The 14895-nt window shown below is 49.9% G+C and carries 12 protein-coding genes; 9 read left to right on the top strand and 3 right to left on the bottom strand.

The genetic code is table 11. The annotated features are described in order from the left end of the window. The first annotated feature begins 19 nt into the window (after window positions 1-19). Window positions 20-289 carry a glycosyl hydrolase-related protein gene (locus DWZ60_RS20380; RefSeq protein WP_330422363.1) on the top strand — a complete coding sequence of 90 codons (270 nt, stop codon included), beginning with the start codon at window positions 20-22 and terminating at the stop codon, window positions 287-289. Between the two features lie 132 nt (window positions 290-421). On the opposite strand, the gene DWZ60_RS14740 is transcribed toward DWZ60_RS20380, so the two are convergent. Both DWZ60_RS14740 and DWZ60_RS14745 read right to left on the bottom strand, forming a co-directional pair. Next, window positions 422-1444, bottom strand: a complete 1023-nt coding sequence (locus DWZ60_RS14740; protein WP_022463170.1) for a LacI family DNA-binding transcriptional regulator — start codon at window positions 1442-1444, stop codon at window positions 422-424. 51 nt (window positions 1445-1495) lie between these two features. Beyond that, window positions 1496-2563: a carbohydrate-binding family 9-like protein gene (locus DWZ60_RS14745; RefSeq protein WP_022463171.1), complete on the bottom strand. Its 1068-nt coding sequence runs from the start codon at window positions 2561-2563 to the stop codon at window positions 1496-1498. 217 nt (window positions 2564-2780) lie between these two features. Between DWZ60_RS14745 and DWZ60_RS14750 the strand changes: the two genes are divergently transcribed. The 8 genes from DWZ60_RS14750 (at window position 2781) to DWZ60_RS14790 (ending at window position 14349) form a co-directional block, all read left to right on the top strand. Next, the gene (locus tag DWZ60_RS14750) at window positions 2781-5021 is read left to right on the top strand and encodes a glycoside hydrolase family 3 N-terminal domain-containing protein (protein ID WP_022463172.1); all 2241 of its coding nucleotides are present in this window, start codon (window positions 2781-2783) and stop codon (window positions 5019-5021) included. Window positions 5022-5476: 455 nt separating this feature from the next. Continuing rightward, window positions 5477-6412, top strand: a complete 936-nt coding sequence (locus tag DWZ60_RS14760) for an ABC transporter permease (RefSeq protein WP_022463174.1) — start codon at window positions 5477-5479, stop codon at window positions 6410-6412. A 14-nt stretch (window positions 6413-6426) separates the two neighbouring features. After that, entirely contained in the window at window positions 6427-7356 is a 930-nt protein-coding gene (locus tag DWZ60_RS14765; RefSeq protein ID WP_022463175.1) for a carbohydrate ABC transporter permease, read from the top strand. Between the two features lie 138 nt (window positions 7357-7494). After that, entirely contained in the window at window positions 7495-9135 is a 1641-nt protein-coding gene (locus tag DWZ60_RS14770) for an extracellular solute-binding protein (RefSeq protein ID WP_055264780.1), read from the top strand. Between the two features lie 184 nt (window positions 9136-9319). Beyond that, entirely contained in the window at window positions 9320-10618 is a 1299-nt protein-coding gene (locus DWZ60_RS14775) for an alpha-L-fucosidase (RefSeq protein WP_256372493.1), read from the top strand. Window positions 10619-10645: 27 nt separating this feature from the next. Further along, a complete protein-coding gene (locus DWZ60_RS21330) occupies window positions 10646-11086 on the top strand; it encodes a glycosyl hydrolase family 18 protein (RefSeq protein ID WP_119188855.1) in 441 nt (146 codons plus the stop codon). Further along, complete coding sequence (locus DWZ60_RS21335; RefSeq protein ID WP_119188856.1) at window positions 11077-11658, top strand: glycoside hydrolase family 18 protein; 582 nt, start codon at window positions 11077-11079, stop codon at window positions 11656-11658. The genes DWZ60_RS21330 and DWZ60_RS21335 overlap by 10 nt, the downstream gene beginning before the upstream one ends. A gap of 153 nt (window positions 11659-11811) precedes the next feature. Continuing rightward, window positions 11812-14349 carry a transglutaminase domain-containing protein gene (locus DWZ60_RS14790; protein ID WP_119221962.1) on the top strand — a complete coding sequence of 846 codons (2538 nt, stop codon included), beginning with the start codon at window positions 11812-11814 and terminating at the stop codon, window positions 14347-14349. 48 nt (window positions 14350-14397) lie between these two features. Here the strand turns inward: DWZ60_RS14790 and DWZ60_RS14795 are convergent. After that, window positions 14398-14895, bottom strand: a 498-nt coding sequence (locus DWZ60_RS14795; protein WP_147397758.1) for an HAD family hydrolase, incomplete at its 5' end; no start/stop codon positions are given.

Below are 14895 nucleotides of genomic sequence, written 5' to 3' on the forward strand. Positions count from 1 at the left end.
TGCAGCAGAGAAAGACCGCATGGAATTCCTGTCTGTAGACAAACGCGACGTAGTGCTTGAGACTGTGAAGAAGGCAGAGGACGGCGACGGCGTAATCGTTCGTCTGTACGAGGTGGAGAATGCAAGAACGAAAGTGACCCTGCACTGCGCAGAGGCAATTGCATCCGCTGAGGAGACCGACCTTCTCGAGAACCCGATCGAGGGCGCGCTTGGTGTGAAGGAGAACGAGATTGAGCTTACGATCAAGCCGTATGAGATCCGTACGATCCGCATCCGCACCGCGAAGTAAGAAAACAGAAATAAAATATAGAAATCACAATTGGTCCACTGGACCAATTGTTGATATGCCGAGCAACAGAAAAAGACACCGTGTCCCGGAAGGGAAGACGGTGTCTTTTTTGAAAACAGATGAAAAATAAAATCAGTCACCGGTGGAATCGCGGTACAGCACGTTGGTGCCGAGATACGTAATTTCATGCGGCGTGTTCGGATATTTGATCCGGTACAGAATCTGGAGTGCCAGACGTGCGCCGAGTTCTTCGTTGAAGACCTGAACGGTCGTCAGATGTTCTGCCAGAAGATCCTCTGTATTGTTGTCGAAGCCGGATACTGCAACGTCCTCCGGTACGCGTAAGCCCCGTTTTTCGAGAAGCTGCATCAGAATGCAGGCAACGTAGTCGCTGGCGCAGACGAAAGCGTCCGGCATGCGGGACAGGGAAGAAAGGAAGGTATCGATTTCTTCACGGTACGTATCGATGCCGAGCGGTGTCGTCAGGCAGAGAGAAGAATCCACCTTTTTACCGGCATCCGCCAGAGCCTGGCAGAAACCTTCATATCGTTCGCGGTTGGACTGTGCGTAGCTGATATCACCGATGAAGCCCGGAAGGGTGCGTCCCTGCTCGAGCAGATGGCAGGTGATGCGGCGGACACTGGTGCGGCTCTCCATGAGAAGCAGGTCGCCGTTCAGCTCATCCGGGGCAACAAGAGAGGAAGTGTCCAGGAACACTTTCGGAATCTGTGTCTCTGCGAGCAGGCGCAGAAGACGCTCGTTGTACACATTCAGAACGATGATGCCGTGAACATTTCCGTTTGTAAGAGTCGGCGGGAGAAAATACGTTTTATCCGCCGAAGTCGGAAGATACGTGTAAACGAGATTGACATTGTGTGTCGAAAATACTTTTGCAATTTGGTGGATGATGGTCATCCAGAAAAGTGAGGTTTCCGGTCTGCAGACGGCAACTGCAATGTTGACCGGCGTGGTCTCCTCTGCGCTCTGCGGATACTGAAAATCCTCCGGGATGGCATAGCCGAGTTCCTGGGCTTTGGCGATGACCTTGGTGCGCAGGGAATCGGAGACGCCTTCGTGTCCGCTGAACACCTTCCAGACCGTAGTCCGGGAGATGCCCAGGGAGTTCGCGATTTCCTGTAACGTTACTTTTTTCATAGTTTAAACCGATCCTGTTACAAATTTTGAGTGCTAACACATATTATACACTTAACGTGTAACTTTTTCAACCTTTCCATTGGAAGACAGAAGGAGTAAATGTGCTCCGTCGGCACTCGGGCAGGTGATCAGGTAAGAGTGGCTTGTGGTCTCAATGGTGTAGTCAAGAGCTTTGACGGTTTTGTTGAAGTCATTTGGAGCGTAAGCGGCAAGGGTCTCCTGTAAGACGGTAAGACTGTCGCTGTAGGAACCGGTTGTCTCAAACAGAATGTTTTCTGCGTAATACAGCTTGCGGAGTTCCCATTTGCGGTATTCGTCCTCCGGAATCGTGATGTCACACGGTGCGTCGTCGCGGTCGTCAGAGAAGAAAACGAAAGACCAGAGTTCCGGGTAATGAATGTTGATGACACCGGTCGGAGCCCATACCCAGTTGTCCTCCGGGAGAACGTTTCCGGCTTCATTGGTACGTTTTACATAAGTGTTGTCCTTGATGTCCACTTTCCACTGAACACGGGAGAAGTTCATACGGTAGAATTCTCCGTTTTTCGGTGCGCGGCGTTCTTTCTGATACTCATAGAGAGCAGCGAACGGAATGACAACCTCAACGCTCCAGCACTTGTTTTCTGCGGATGGATCGTTGATGGAGCCATCTACATGAACAGCGGTGCGCAGACCGTGCATGTCGTAGCCATTGAGGCCGCTTCCGCCGTCACGGTATGGCTCGGAAAGAAACAGATCCCATACCGTGTTCAGAACGTTCATTTCGAACTCATAGTAATGGTACGTATCAGAATCCGGGTCAACGAAGATTTCAAAATCGTTGTCGAGGAAAATGACGGAGTCGCGCTCGGTCTGGTGTCCCCAGATTTCATCGCCGTCAAGCACGGCTGCTACGTAAAGGTTCTCGTCATCCCAGAGCATTTTTGCACGGGTGACAAAGCGCGGAAGCGGCATGTGGCTTCCTTCGATATCGAGAAATTCGTCGGTATACGGGGCATCTTCCCAGAATGGTTTGTTGATGTTTCCGTCTAACTCGAACGGCTTTTTTGCGCGGTGGCAGGTGTAAACCGGCGGTGCGAACGGGACTGCCGGAACCGGAATTGTGATGTTTGTACTCATAGTAAAAATCTCCCTTTCAAATATTTACTGTTAAGCTTTTTTAGAAAACACGCGGAAAACGTGTCGACAAAAGGTATCATAACACCAGAAGTAATAAAATTCAACATTAAAATGAACAAAAATGAACGAAAGATAACTTACTGTGGACAAAATGAAAAGAATGCGGTACAATAAAGCCACTTGAAATAAGGAGAAGGACAAGGAGGAAACAAAAACAATGGAAGCATATCAGAATGCGGCCCTTTCCCCGGAAGAGCGCGCAAAAGACCTGCTCGGAAAAATGACGCTGCAGGAAAAAGTAGGACAGTTAAATCAGCGTCTGTACGGATTCCGGATTTACGAGAGACAGGGTGAGGAGTTTACACTGACAGAGGAATTTAAAGAGGAAGTAGAGCGCATGGGAGGGCTTGGCGTCCTGTACGGCCTGTACCGTGCCGATCCGTGGGCAGATAAAGATGAGAAGACCGGCATTGTGCTGGAACTTTCCGCAAAAGCCTATAATATAGTACAGAAATATGTGATCGATCATTCCCGCCTCGGCATCCCGATGATGATGAGCACCGAGTGCCCGCACGGCCATCAGGCGCTCGGCGGCGGTCTGCTTCCGGTCAACCTGGCAGCAGGCGCAACATTCGACCCGGAACTTCTTTCCGAAGGCTACAAGGCATGCGGAAAACAGTTAAAGAGCGGTCATGTGGATCTGGCGCTGATGTCGGCGCTCGATATGGCGCGCGACCCGAGATGGGGAAGAAGTGAGGAGTGCTACTCTGAAGACCCGTGCCTTGCCGCATCCATGGCAAAAGCGGCAGTCACCGGTATGCAGTCCACCGGTGTCGGCAGTGTGGCAAAACACTTCTGCGCACAGGGCGAGACAACCGGAGGTGTGAACGCGAGTGCTGCAAGAATCGGCGAGCGGGAGCTGCGGGAAATCCATTTTCCATCGGCAAAAGCGTGCTGTGAAGCAGGCGTGGAAGGCATCATGGCGGCATACAACGAGATCGACGGCGTGTACTGCCACAGAAACGCATGGCTGCTCCGCGATGTTCTGCGCGGTGAAATGGGCTTTGACGGCATTGTGATGGCAGATGGTTTGGCTGTAGATTTCCTTAAGAATACCGAGGGTGATACTCTGCATGCAGGCGTTGCAGCGAGAAAAGCCGGTGTGGATGTGAGCCTCTGGGATGAAGCGTTCAGCCGTCTCGGCGAGGCCGTAGAGCAGGGACTTCTCGATGAGAGCGAGATCGACGAGTCTGTTCTCAAAGTTCTGAAGCTGAAATTTGAAAAGGGTCTGTTTGAACATCCTTATATGGAAGAAAACATGCTCACCCCGGAAGAAGCCGGGATCCCGGAAGTATCTCTTTCCCTGGCACGGGAGTCCGCTGTTCTTCTGAAAAACGAGGAGAGTGTGCTGCCGCTTGCTAAGAAGTACAAAAAAGTAGCTGTGATCGGCTATCACGCAGCAGACCGTTATTGCATGCTCGGCGACTACACCCCGCCGGTTCCGGAAAGCGAGTGCGTCACCGTCCTTCAGGGCATGAAACAGGAAGCACCGGAGGGCGTGGAAGTTTCCTATGCAATGGGAAGTGAATTTTCAGAGGCTGACGAGGACGAGAAAGCAAAAGCACTGGCACTTGCAGCAAAGAGCGATGTGATCGTAGCTGTTGTCGGCGGTTCTTCTTCCCGTTTCGGCGGAGCTGTGTTCGATGCAAACGGTGCAGCATCCAAGGGAACCGGCAGCCGTTCGATGGACTGCGGCGAGGGAATGGACACCGCAAAGGTTCACATCCCGGCAGCACAGGAAGAACTGGTTGCAGAGCTTGCCCGCCTTGGCAAGCCGATGGTAACCGTTGTGATCGCAGGAAGAGCATACTGCATCGAGGATATCGAAAATGCTTCGAATGCCCTTCTGTATGCGTTTTATCCGGGTCCGATGGGCGGCAAGGCCGTTGCAGAGATGCTCTACGGAACCACGAATCCGTCCGGCCGTCTCCCGGTATCCATGCCGCGCCACGCCGGTCAGATTCCGGTGTGCTACAATTACCGTACCTCCGTCGTTCCGGCATACTGCGATATGACGAGCCAGCCGCTGCATACGTTCGGTGAGGGAAAATCCTACACGACGTTTGCGTGCAGCGATGTTTCCGTGAACAAAGAAGAAAACGGTGCTGCCGTTTCGTTTACCGTAGAGAACACCGGTGCCATGGCAGGAACCTCCGTTCCGTGTCTGTATGTGCGGAAACGTTCCGGCGGTGTGGTAGCGAGAATCAAAGAGCTGAAAGCTTTTACCAGAATTTCTCTTGCACCGGGTGAGAAAAAAGAAGTTTCGTTCCAGCTTTCCAAAGAGGAGATGAACTTTGTCCAGATTCCGGGAAAACCGGAAGTGATCTGCCATGACTATGAGCTGATGCTCGAGGATGGAGCAGAGAAATGGTGGAGCGGAAATGTAACTGAAATGTAAGGCTTGACGGAAGATAATATAAAAAGTAATAAAACTGAACAAAGGGAGAAAATATGTTGCGAAACAAAACGACGTATTTTCTCCCTTTTTGTTTCTTTGAAATGGACGAAAATACGAAAAAAGATAACATGGATCACGGCCGCAAGGGACAGAAAAACCGAAAAACGCGTCGAAATATAGGAAAAGTGCCTAAAAAACGCCTGCTTAAATTGCGTAAAAGTAACAAACTGGTATATATGTTCAATTAATGGTTGACAAATAAGGTAACAAAAGGTAAAATAAATTCAACAAAACAGTGTTGGATAAATCTTAAATCACAGATTTGATTGTAGCAGTTGCACAAAAAAGAAGGAACACGCGAGGATGATGCGAAAGCAAAATGTTCAAAATGTTTACGACCGGAAATGCGACAATCAAGGAAAACACGAAACCTTTAAAAGGGAGGAAAGAGAGAAATGAAAGAGAAACCAACAAAAGCAAAGAAAAAAGGCCGTACCATCCGCGCCTTTAAGAGAGACATCTCGCTTTGGCTTTTCTGTGTTCCGGGCGTGATCCTGACATTCATCTTCAGCTACATTCCGATGTATGGTGTACAGATCGCGTTCCGCCGCTTCAATGCGACGGCCGGAATCACTAAGAGCCCGTGGGTAGGCATGTACTACTTTGAGAGATTCTTCAACTCTCCATACTTTGCATCCACCATCAAGAACACGTTGATCCTGAGTCTGTACGGACTGGTCGTATCATTCCCGATTCCGATCATCCTGGCACTGATGCTGAACTCCTTCCGCCATAAGAGATACCGGAAAGTGATCCAGACCGTCACCTACGCGCCGAACTTCATTTCTACCGTAGTTATGTGCGGTATGATCATTCTGTTCCTGTCTCCGTCCGTCGGTGTTATCAACCACGTACTGGAAGCAATCGGAATTCCGGCGGTCAACTTCATGGCGAAGAAAGCGTACTGGAGACACATTTATGTGTGGACCGGCGTATGGCAGAGTACAGGATGGAGCTCTGTTATCTACTTCGCAGCACTCGCCGGCATCAGCCCGGAGCTGCATGAAGCGGCAAAGGTAGACGGCGCGACGAAATTACAGCTGATCCGTCACATCGACCTTCCGCTGATCATGCCGACCGCGACCATTCTTCTGATTATGAACTGCGGAAGCATTCTTTCCGTCGGCTTTGAAAAAGCCTTCCTTCTGCAGAACAACCTGAATGCCAGTGTATCCGAGATCATTTCCACCTACGTCTATAAGGTCGGTCTGATCAACAACGATATGTCGTATTCTTCAGCAATCGGTCTGTTCAACACCATCGTAAACATGGTTATGCTGATCATTGTCAATACGATATCTGATAAACTTTCGGGCAACAGCCTGTGGTAGGAGGAAACAAAAACATGAGTAAAGAAAATACCGCAGTGACAAAAAAGAAAATAAAACGCTGCAAAGAGGACGTCGTTTTTGACGCAGCCTGCTTCATTATCCTGACGCTGGTTCTGTTTGTTGTGGCATATCCGCTGTACTGGGTTATCATTTCATCCATCAGTGCGCCAAGCGCCGTATCGAGTGGTAAAGTACTGCTTCACCCGATCGGATTTACCCTGAAGGGCTACGCAGAAGTATTTAAAAACGACCAGGTTATGAGAGGCTTTTTAAACTCCCTGATCATCACCTTCTGCGGTGTCATGGTCAACCTGATCGTAACGCTTCCGACATCATATGCACTTTCCAGAAGCAATTTCTCCGGAAAGAAACCGATCACCATTTTTTACCTGATCACCATGTTCTTCGGCGGCGGTCTGATCCCTACCTATCTGGTTATTCAGAGACTGCAGATGCTGAACACGATCTGGGCACTGATTCTTCCGGGATGCTTAAGCGTATACAACATGATCGTGGCAAGAACCTTCTTCAAGTCGAACATTTCGGAAGAGCTGTATGAGGCAGCTGAAATTGACGGCTGCACCCAGGCGAGATTCTTTTTCCAGATTGCACTTCCGCTTTCCAAAGCGATCATCGCAATTCTGGTTCTGTACTATGGTGTCGGTCACTGGAACTCATACTTCTCAGCACTCGTTTATATTTCGGACAAAGCAAAGTATCCGTTGCAGCTGGTTCTGCGTAACATCCTGATCACGAACCAGACCGCGCTGTCCCAGACAGCAACAACTGCGGCAGCAAGAGCAGCACTGCAGGAAAAACAGCAGCTGATCGACGTTATGAAATACTCGCTGATCATCATCAGCAGTATCCCGGTTCTGGTTATGTACCCACTGGTGCAGAAGCACTTTGTAAAGGGTGTTATGATCGGATCCATGAAGGGTTGATTTACAAGAAGAAGTTTTTTTAACGATTTATCTGCCGCACGGGAAACGGCGGTATGTAAATAAAGAGTCCGGACAACGGACAGGCAAAAGCGCTTCCGGCGGGAAAATGCCGCCGGAACAACACAGGAGGGAAAAATCATGAAAAGAAAAGCAGTCGCAGCAGTTTTAACTGCAGTAATGGTGGCATCTATGTTTACCGGATGTGGAAGTGATAATGGAAGCAGCTCGGCAAAGAGTGCTTCTGCAGCATCCGCAGCATCCGCAGCAAACGACACCGTGGATGAGGACGGAAAAGTAAACGGCATTATGTATCAGGAAGGTCTTCCGCTGGTAGACGAGGGAGATTACACCTTCTCCATCTTCTGCGATGATTCCAGCGAATCCGGCGAGTTTATCATGCTCGATGAGTTCAAAAAACAGACCAATGTAGACGTTGACCTGAAAATTTATCCATACGAAACAGCAACGGAGAGACTGAATCTGGATCTGAACTCCGGAGATTACGCGGATGTGATCGGCGGATGGACCTTAAGCGATAATGCAATCCTCACCTATGGTGTAAACCAGGGCGTATTCATTCCGCTGGAAGATTATTTTGAGAAATATTGCCCGAACATTTCTGCGATCCTGGATCTGCCGGGTGTAAGAGAAAAAATGACAGCACCGGACGGACACATCTACACAATTCCGTACGTATGTACCGATACAACCGTTGGATACAGCCCATACATCAATACGAAATGGCTGGAGAATGTTGGCATGAGCATGCCGACCACTACAGACGAGTTTGAGGCAGTCTTGAAAGCCTTCAAAGAGCAGGATGCAAACGGCAACGGTGACGCTTCCGATGAAATCCCGTTCTCTACCGACCCGAACAACAAACATATCGAGGCTATGGCCGGTTACTTCGGACTTCCGATGAACAAACTTGGTATTGCAATCCAGAATGAAAAGGTTGTTTACGGCGGTGTCAGCGATACATACCGTGAGTTCCTTTCCTGGTTCCACAAACTGTATGCAGAAGGACTCGTAGACGTAGAGCTTTACACACAGGACAGCTCCACATGGGAAGGTAAAGGAAATCAGGACCTGTACGGCGTTTCCATCGCATACGGAAGCAACGAGTTTACCGGAATCCCGGCTGCAGAGGAAAGAGGCGATTTCGACTCCATGCCTGTTCTGAACACAGACAAAGACGGAATCTGGCTGCGCGATACGGAAGGCTTCAGCGTATACAGAACCCAGGCTGTCATCACAAACAAGGCAGAGCATCCGGAAATCATCTGCCGCTGGTTTGACAATGCATTCGCACTGGAGAACGGCATCGGCTGCAACAGAGGACCGGTTGGTGTGATTGTAAACAAAGAGGATGACGGATACCATGCGATTGACACCACCACACTGTCTGAGGAAGATCAGGAAAAATATTCCTGGGGCAATCTGTGGCCGCAGTCTCTGCCGAAATATCTGCCGGTAGACTTCGAGTTTGTAGAAGAGCATCCGATGTATGATGAGAAAAAAGCAACAGAGGAAGCTTATGAGGCAAATCTGACCAAAGAAATTATTCCGTCCTACTGGATTGACTTGGATAAAATTGATACCTTCTCTGATACGAACACAGCAATCAAAGATTTCTTTGAGCAGCAGCAGGCGCAGTTCGTATGCGGCGAGCTTGACATTGACAACGATGCTGACTGGCAGGCTTATGTAGATGGTATGTACTCTCTGGGACTTGAGGACTGGGTAGCAACTCAGGGTATCGAGGAAATCGCGAAATAAACAGGAAAAGGTAACGATATTTCCTGTGGCGTGAAAAAAGGCATATTACAGTGTAAAACGGTAATATGCCTTTCTTTTTGGGCAAGAACTGATATAATGGGAAGAAACAATAAAGGGGTAATTAGATCGGATAAAAAAGCTATGCCCGGAGTCTTTTAATCCGGGAGTACAAAAAAAGGAGGAGCTGGAAGAGATGATGCAGGACTGGTTTCGGAACGCGAAGCTGGGCATTTTTATCCATTATGGGATTTATGCGGTGGGTGATGTGTCAGAGTCATGGTCGTTCCACAACGGAAATATTTCTTATGAAGATTACATGAAACAGTGTGAAGGCTTTACAGCATCGAAGTTTGATGCGAAAAAATGGGCGGAGCTGTTTCAAAAAGCAGGTGCGCAGTACGTGGTTATGACAGCGAAGCACCATGACGGCGTGGCACTGTTTGATACCGGATACAGTGATTTAAGTGTTGTGAAGAAAACACCGGCAGCGCGCGACCTGGTAAAAGAGTATACAGCTGCCATGCGTGAGGCAGGTCTGAAGGTCGGTCTTTATTATTCACTGATCGACTGGTCGGATCCGCGGTATCGCACGGTTTACCCGGAAGGAATGAAAAAAGAAGACTGTTTGAACGATATCTATGGTTCCCCGGCCGGAAAAGAGGAGGAGCCGGAGAAATGGCAGGAGTTTCTGGAATTCAACAACCATCAGCTAAAAGAACTGATGTCGAATTACGGAACGGTGGACCTTTTATGGTTTGATGGTGACTGGGAACGGAGCGCGGCACAGTGGAAGATGCCGGAATTCAGGGAATATCTGCATACCCTGAATCCGAACGTTGTATTGAATTCGAGAATGCAGGGCTATGGAGATTATGAGACACCGGAGCAGGGAATCCCGCTGTACGGACCGAAAGGCGAGTGGGAATTCTGTACGACAATCAACGATTCCTGGGGATATCGTCCATCGGACAATGATTACAAGAGCAGCGGTCAGATTGTGCGCATGTTCTGTGACTGTATTACCCTCGGCGGAAGAATGCTGCTGGATATCGGACCGAAGGAGGACGGAACGCTGGATGAACGCCAGGAGAAAGTTCTTCTGGATCTGGGCGGATGGATTCATGACCATAAGGAAGCGGTATTTGGAACAGAAAAAGGACTGGATTACAATCATTTCCTCGGCGGAAGCACGATTTCGGCGGATAAGAAGACGATGTATCTTTTCGTCTATGATAAGCCGCAGGAGACACTGTGTGTGAAAGGCATTAAAACACCGGTAAAAAGGGTGACGGTTCTGCATACGGGAGAGGAGCTCCGGTTCTCCTACACAGGTTCACTTCCATGGAGCGGTATTCCGGGAACGCTCTGGATCTGGGCCGGAGAGATGAGTATTCATCCGTTTGCAACGGTTGTGAAGGTAGAGCTTGAGGATGAGATCACCTACAATCTGGGACACGGGGAAGTCGTAACCTTTAATGAGTAAAACGATTCGGACAGAGGAGCTTATGAGATGAAGAGAATAATTGGCTATGTAAATACGGCGGACTTAAATCATATGCGAGAAGAGGATGTGCGGGCACTTACCGTGATCAATATTGCATTTGGTCTGATCCGGGACGGAGAAGTTGTATGGGATGCAAAGGATGCACGGGATGGAATAGTATCCATTCGGAAAAGCAACCCGGAGCTGAAGATTGTATTGTCCGTAGGCGGCTGGGGAGCAGACGGCTTTTCCCAGGCTGCAAGAACAAAAGAGGGAAGAGAGCGGTTTGCTGCGAGTGCACTTGCAATTGTGAAGGAGTATGGTCTGGACGGCATTGACATTGACTGGGAGTATCCGGGCACATCGCTGGCAGGAATTGCGTCGGACAGATCGGATAAAGAGAATTATACGCTGCTTCTGGCGGAGCTCGGAAGACACTGGACGCGTACAGAGAAGGCATGCTTGTAACGACAGCAGTCGGCGGAGATGTTTACTTTGCACTGCAGACAGATATGAAGGAGGCCTCCCGGTATCTGGATTATGTGCAGCTGATGACGTATGATCTGCAGGGCGGTTTCCAGAAGGTGACGGGACATCATGCGGCGCTGTATCACAGTGAGGGAAATTTGTTTGATGCATGTGTGCAGAAGGCAGTGAACGGTTTTGTAAATGCAGGCGTTCCAATGGAGAAGCTGATTCTTGGCGTACCGTTTTATTCCAGAAAATGGGATGGAGTAAAAGGCGCCGGATGCCGCAACGGGCTTGGAATGGAAGCAGAGACGGTCGGAGGATATGGCGGTGACTATGGCGAGCTCAAAGAGAGCTGGATCGGAAAGAGGGGATTTATCCGGTATTGGGATGAGCAGGCAAAGGTTCCGTATCTGTTTGACGGGGAAACATTTATCAGCTATGAGGACTGCGAGTCACTTGGGGTGAAAATTGCGTACCTGAAAGAAAAGGGCATGGGGGGCATTATGTTCTGGGAGTATAAATGCGATCCCAGCGGAGAATTACTTTCATTTATAAAGAAAAATATGTAGCGTAGTGACCCACAGCCGGTATGTGAAAAGGCTCCTCGCTCCGGTGTTCCTGAAAAATCGCAAGGAATCCTTTTTCACATGGCGTCTGCCGCCGGTGGGCGGATGTACGTTGTGGAGACGGATAGGAAAAAAGAGAAAGGGATAGATAGAATCATGATCTCAGAAAATTTGAAAAAATATGCAACGGAAAAATTTGAGGGACGGAGAGAGCTTCTGGCTCCGGTGATGCCTGTTATCGAAGAAAAATTGAAACAGTGCAGTGAAGAAGAGGTTGTGCTGATGAAGTTTCTGTATGGTACGATGCCGGTAAGGGATGCGGGAGAATATGGATTTAACCTTTTTCTTTCGTACGTGAAGCATGCGCTGATGCTGCGGGAGAAGGTGGCATGGTGTAAGGAACTGCCGGAGGATGTGTTTGTAAATTATGTGCTGTATGACCGGATCAATTCCGAGGATATTACGGACTGCAGACCGTTTTTTTACGAGCAGATTATGGGGCGTGTAGCCGGAATGAGTCTTTGGGAGGCAATTCTGGAGATTAATTACTGGTGTGCGGAGCATGCAACGTATGAGGCGACGGACAGCAGAACGGCATCTCCGATGACGATGTATCGGAGCGGAAAGGGACGCTGCGGCGAGGAGTCAACGTTTGCAGTTACGGCGTATCGGAGTGTCGGTATTGCGGCGCGGCAGGTCTATACACCAAGATGGGCGCACTGTGATGACAATCATGCGTGGGTTGAGGTGTTTGTGGACGGCGAGTGGCATTTTCTCGGTGCCTGTGAGCCGGAAGAAGTGCTGGATACCGGCTGGTTCTCGGGTCCGGCGAATCGGGCAATTCTGATTCATACGCGGAACTTCTCGGATTATGTGAAGGAAAGTAACGAGGAGTATCTTGGAAAAGAAGGAGCGCTGTACTACTTTAACCATACAGATTTTTATGGCAGAACGAAGCTGGTGAAGATTCTTGTGAAGGATGAGAATGGAAAACCGGCTGCAGGAGCGCATATTGCGGTTGAAATCCTGAATATGGCAGAGTTTTTCCCGGCTGCAGTGATGATTGCGGATGCGGACGGAGAAGTTCGGATGACACTTGGCCTTGGCGATATCCGGGTACGGGCATTTGACGGAATACGCCGGGCAGAGGCAATGATGCGGATTGAGGAGGAGGATTCGCTGGAACTGGTGCTTCGTGAAGAGGCGGTTCCGGAAGCGGATGACAGGTGGCAGACGCTGGAAATCCGGGCACCGAAGGAGGTGCCGGTACGGAATGTCGTTGCCACAAAGGAGCAGAAGGAGCGCAATGCGGCACGGATGGCAGAGGCGGAACGGCTTCGGAAGGCACGGTTTGCAGCATGCTTTGATGAGAAAAAGGCTGCTGCGTATCCGGAAGCGGAAGAGATTTTCCACCGGGCAGGAGAGAATTTTGAGGAGGTTTATACATTCCTTTCCAAAGATGAAAATCCGAACCGGAAGAAGCTGCTGTTTTCGCTGGCTTTAAAGGATGCGAAGGACTTGAAGGCATCCGTTTTAGAGGATCATCTCGACTGCGAGCAGGGGGATCTGCCGGAGGAGATTTTCAGGAAGGATCTTCTTTGCCCGCGTATTTTCCTCGAGGAGCTGACGCCGTATCGGAGCATGATCCGCGGATTTTTTGAAGAGGAGACAAAACGTAGCTTTGTGGAGCAGCCGGAACGGATTCTGGATTATCTTAAGAAGAATATTACCTTCCATGCAGAAGAAGAGTATGACACGATCATGGCAACACCGGTCGGCGTCCTTACGATGAAACAGGGAAGTCCTCTGGCGCAGAAGATTCTGTTTGTGGCAATCTGCCGGAGTCTCAATGTAGCGGCAAGACTGAATCCGGTGACCCTGGAGCCGGAGTATTACCGTGATGGGGTATTCCACAGTGTGGAAACAGAAGCTGCTGTTTTGAAGGATGAAACGGAAAGTGCGGTTCTGACACTGAATGCGGAGGATGGAAGCGCATGGAAGTATTATCAGACGTGGACCATCGGAAAGTGGAACGGAACAGTGTTTGAGACGCTGAATTACGAAGAAACCGCATTCAATGGCAAAACACTGGCTCTGACCCTGGAGCCGGGCTGCTATCGTCTGATTACAAGTATGCGTATGCCGAACGGTGACCAGCATGCTGCATACCGCGTGTTTGAACTGAAGGCGGGAGAAGCAAAAGAGATTTATCTGGAAGCCGTGAAAAAAGAGCTGGATGAGCTGTTAGAGCACATCGAACTGCCGGAGATCACGCTGGAGGATCTGGATGGAAAGGCGCATACCCTGAACGATCTCACCAAAGACGGCCCGATCCTTCTGGCCTTCCTCGGAACCGGAGAGGAGCCGACCGAGCATGTTCTGAATGAGCTGATCGAAATCGCAGAGAAGTGGAACGCAAAAGACGCTGCCATGGCAGCCGTGCTCCGCACGAAAGCCGACCTGGAAAACACGACTTTCCAGAAAGCCCGCGCAGCAATCCACAATATGTCCCTCTACCTCGACCCATCCGACGACGCCCCGGCGATCGCCGAAAAAATGGGAATCGACGCAGAAAAACTCCCACTGCTGATACTCGCATTGCCGGGAAACATCGGCGGACGCGCTTATGCCGGATATAACGTCGGCAGCGTCGGACTGATGCTGCGGCTGATGGAAGAGGCGGCGAAAGCGTAAGTTAATACTAAAAAAACAGGCTGACGCATGAATGCGGCAGCCTGTTTTTTAAAGAACGCCCAGTTTTTTCAACTGTGACACGCCATCTTCATATCCCGTAAAATGAATTCCATGAATCCCTGCCTGCTCTGCGGCCTCGACGTTTGCTTTGGTGTCGTCGAGGAATACGCAGCGGTCCGGGGTGAGGGAGAATTTCTGGATCAGGTGCTGGTAGATCTCCGGTTCCGGTTTTGTTAAATGGCAGGTGTAGGAGAAGAGGGTTCCGTCCATGTAGGGGAGGAAGGGCATTTTCTCTTTGGTGCGCTCGAAGAGGTCTCCGGAGTAGTTGGAGAGGATGTAGAGGCGGTAGCCTTTTTCTTTTAAGGAGCGTACCCAGCTTTCTGCATACGGCAGCGGGGTGATGGTTTCCTCGCAGTGGGCGAAAACCTCTTTGATTTCTTCGGTGTATTCCGGGGCGAGGGAGCAGAATCCTTTTACAATCTCCTCCGGCGCGAGAATTCCGCGGTCGAACTGGCGCCAGTAAGGGCCTCGAAGGTTGCGGCGGCG

It is taken from the genome of Blautia sp. AF34-10 (assembly GCF_003477865.1).
Classification (GTDB): domain Bacteria; phylum Bacillota; class Clostridia; order Lachnospirales; family Lachnospiraceae; genus Fusicatenibacter; species Fusicatenibacter saccharivorans.

Coding starts and splice junctions, on each gene's coding strand:
- DWZ60_RS20380 (WP_330422363.1), top strand. CDS start 20: ATGGAATTCCTGTCTGTAGACAAACGCGACGTAGTGCTTGAGACTGTG.
- DWZ60_RS14745 (WP_022463171.1), bottom strand. CDS start 2,563: ATGAGTACAAACATCACAATTCCGGTTCCGGCAGTCCCGTTCGCACCG.
- DWZ60_RS21330 (WP_119188855.1), top strand. CDS start 10,646: ATGAAGAGAATAATTGGCTATGTAAATACGGCGGACTTAAATCATATG.
- DWZ60_RS14750 (WP_022463172.1), top strand. CDS start 2,781: ATGGAAGCATATCAGAATGCGGCCCTTTCCCCGGAAGAGCGCGCAAAA.
- DWZ60_RS14740 (WP_022463170.1), bottom strand. CDS start 1,444: ATGAAAAAAGTAACGTTACAGGAAATCGCGAACTCCCTGGGCATCTCC.
- DWZ60_RS14770 (WP_055264780.1), top strand. CDS start 7,495: ATGAAAAGAAAAGCAGTCGCAGCAGTTTTAACTGCAGTAATGGTGGCA.
- DWZ60_RS14765 (WP_022463175.1), top strand. CDS start 6,427: ATGAGTAAAGAAAATACCGCAGTGACAAAAAAGAAAATAAAACGCTGC.
- DWZ60_RS14760 (WP_022463174.1), top strand. CDS start 5,477: ATGAAAGAGAAACCAACAAAAGCAAAGAAAAAAGGCCGTACCATCCGC.
- DWZ60_RS14790 (WP_119221962.1), top strand. CDS start 11,812: ATGATCTCAGAAAATTTGAAAAAATATGCAACGGAAAAATTTGAGGGA.
- DWZ60_RS21335 (WP_119188856.1), top strand. CDS start 11,077: ATGCTTGTAACGACAGCAGTCGGCGGAGATGTTTACTTTGCACTGCAG.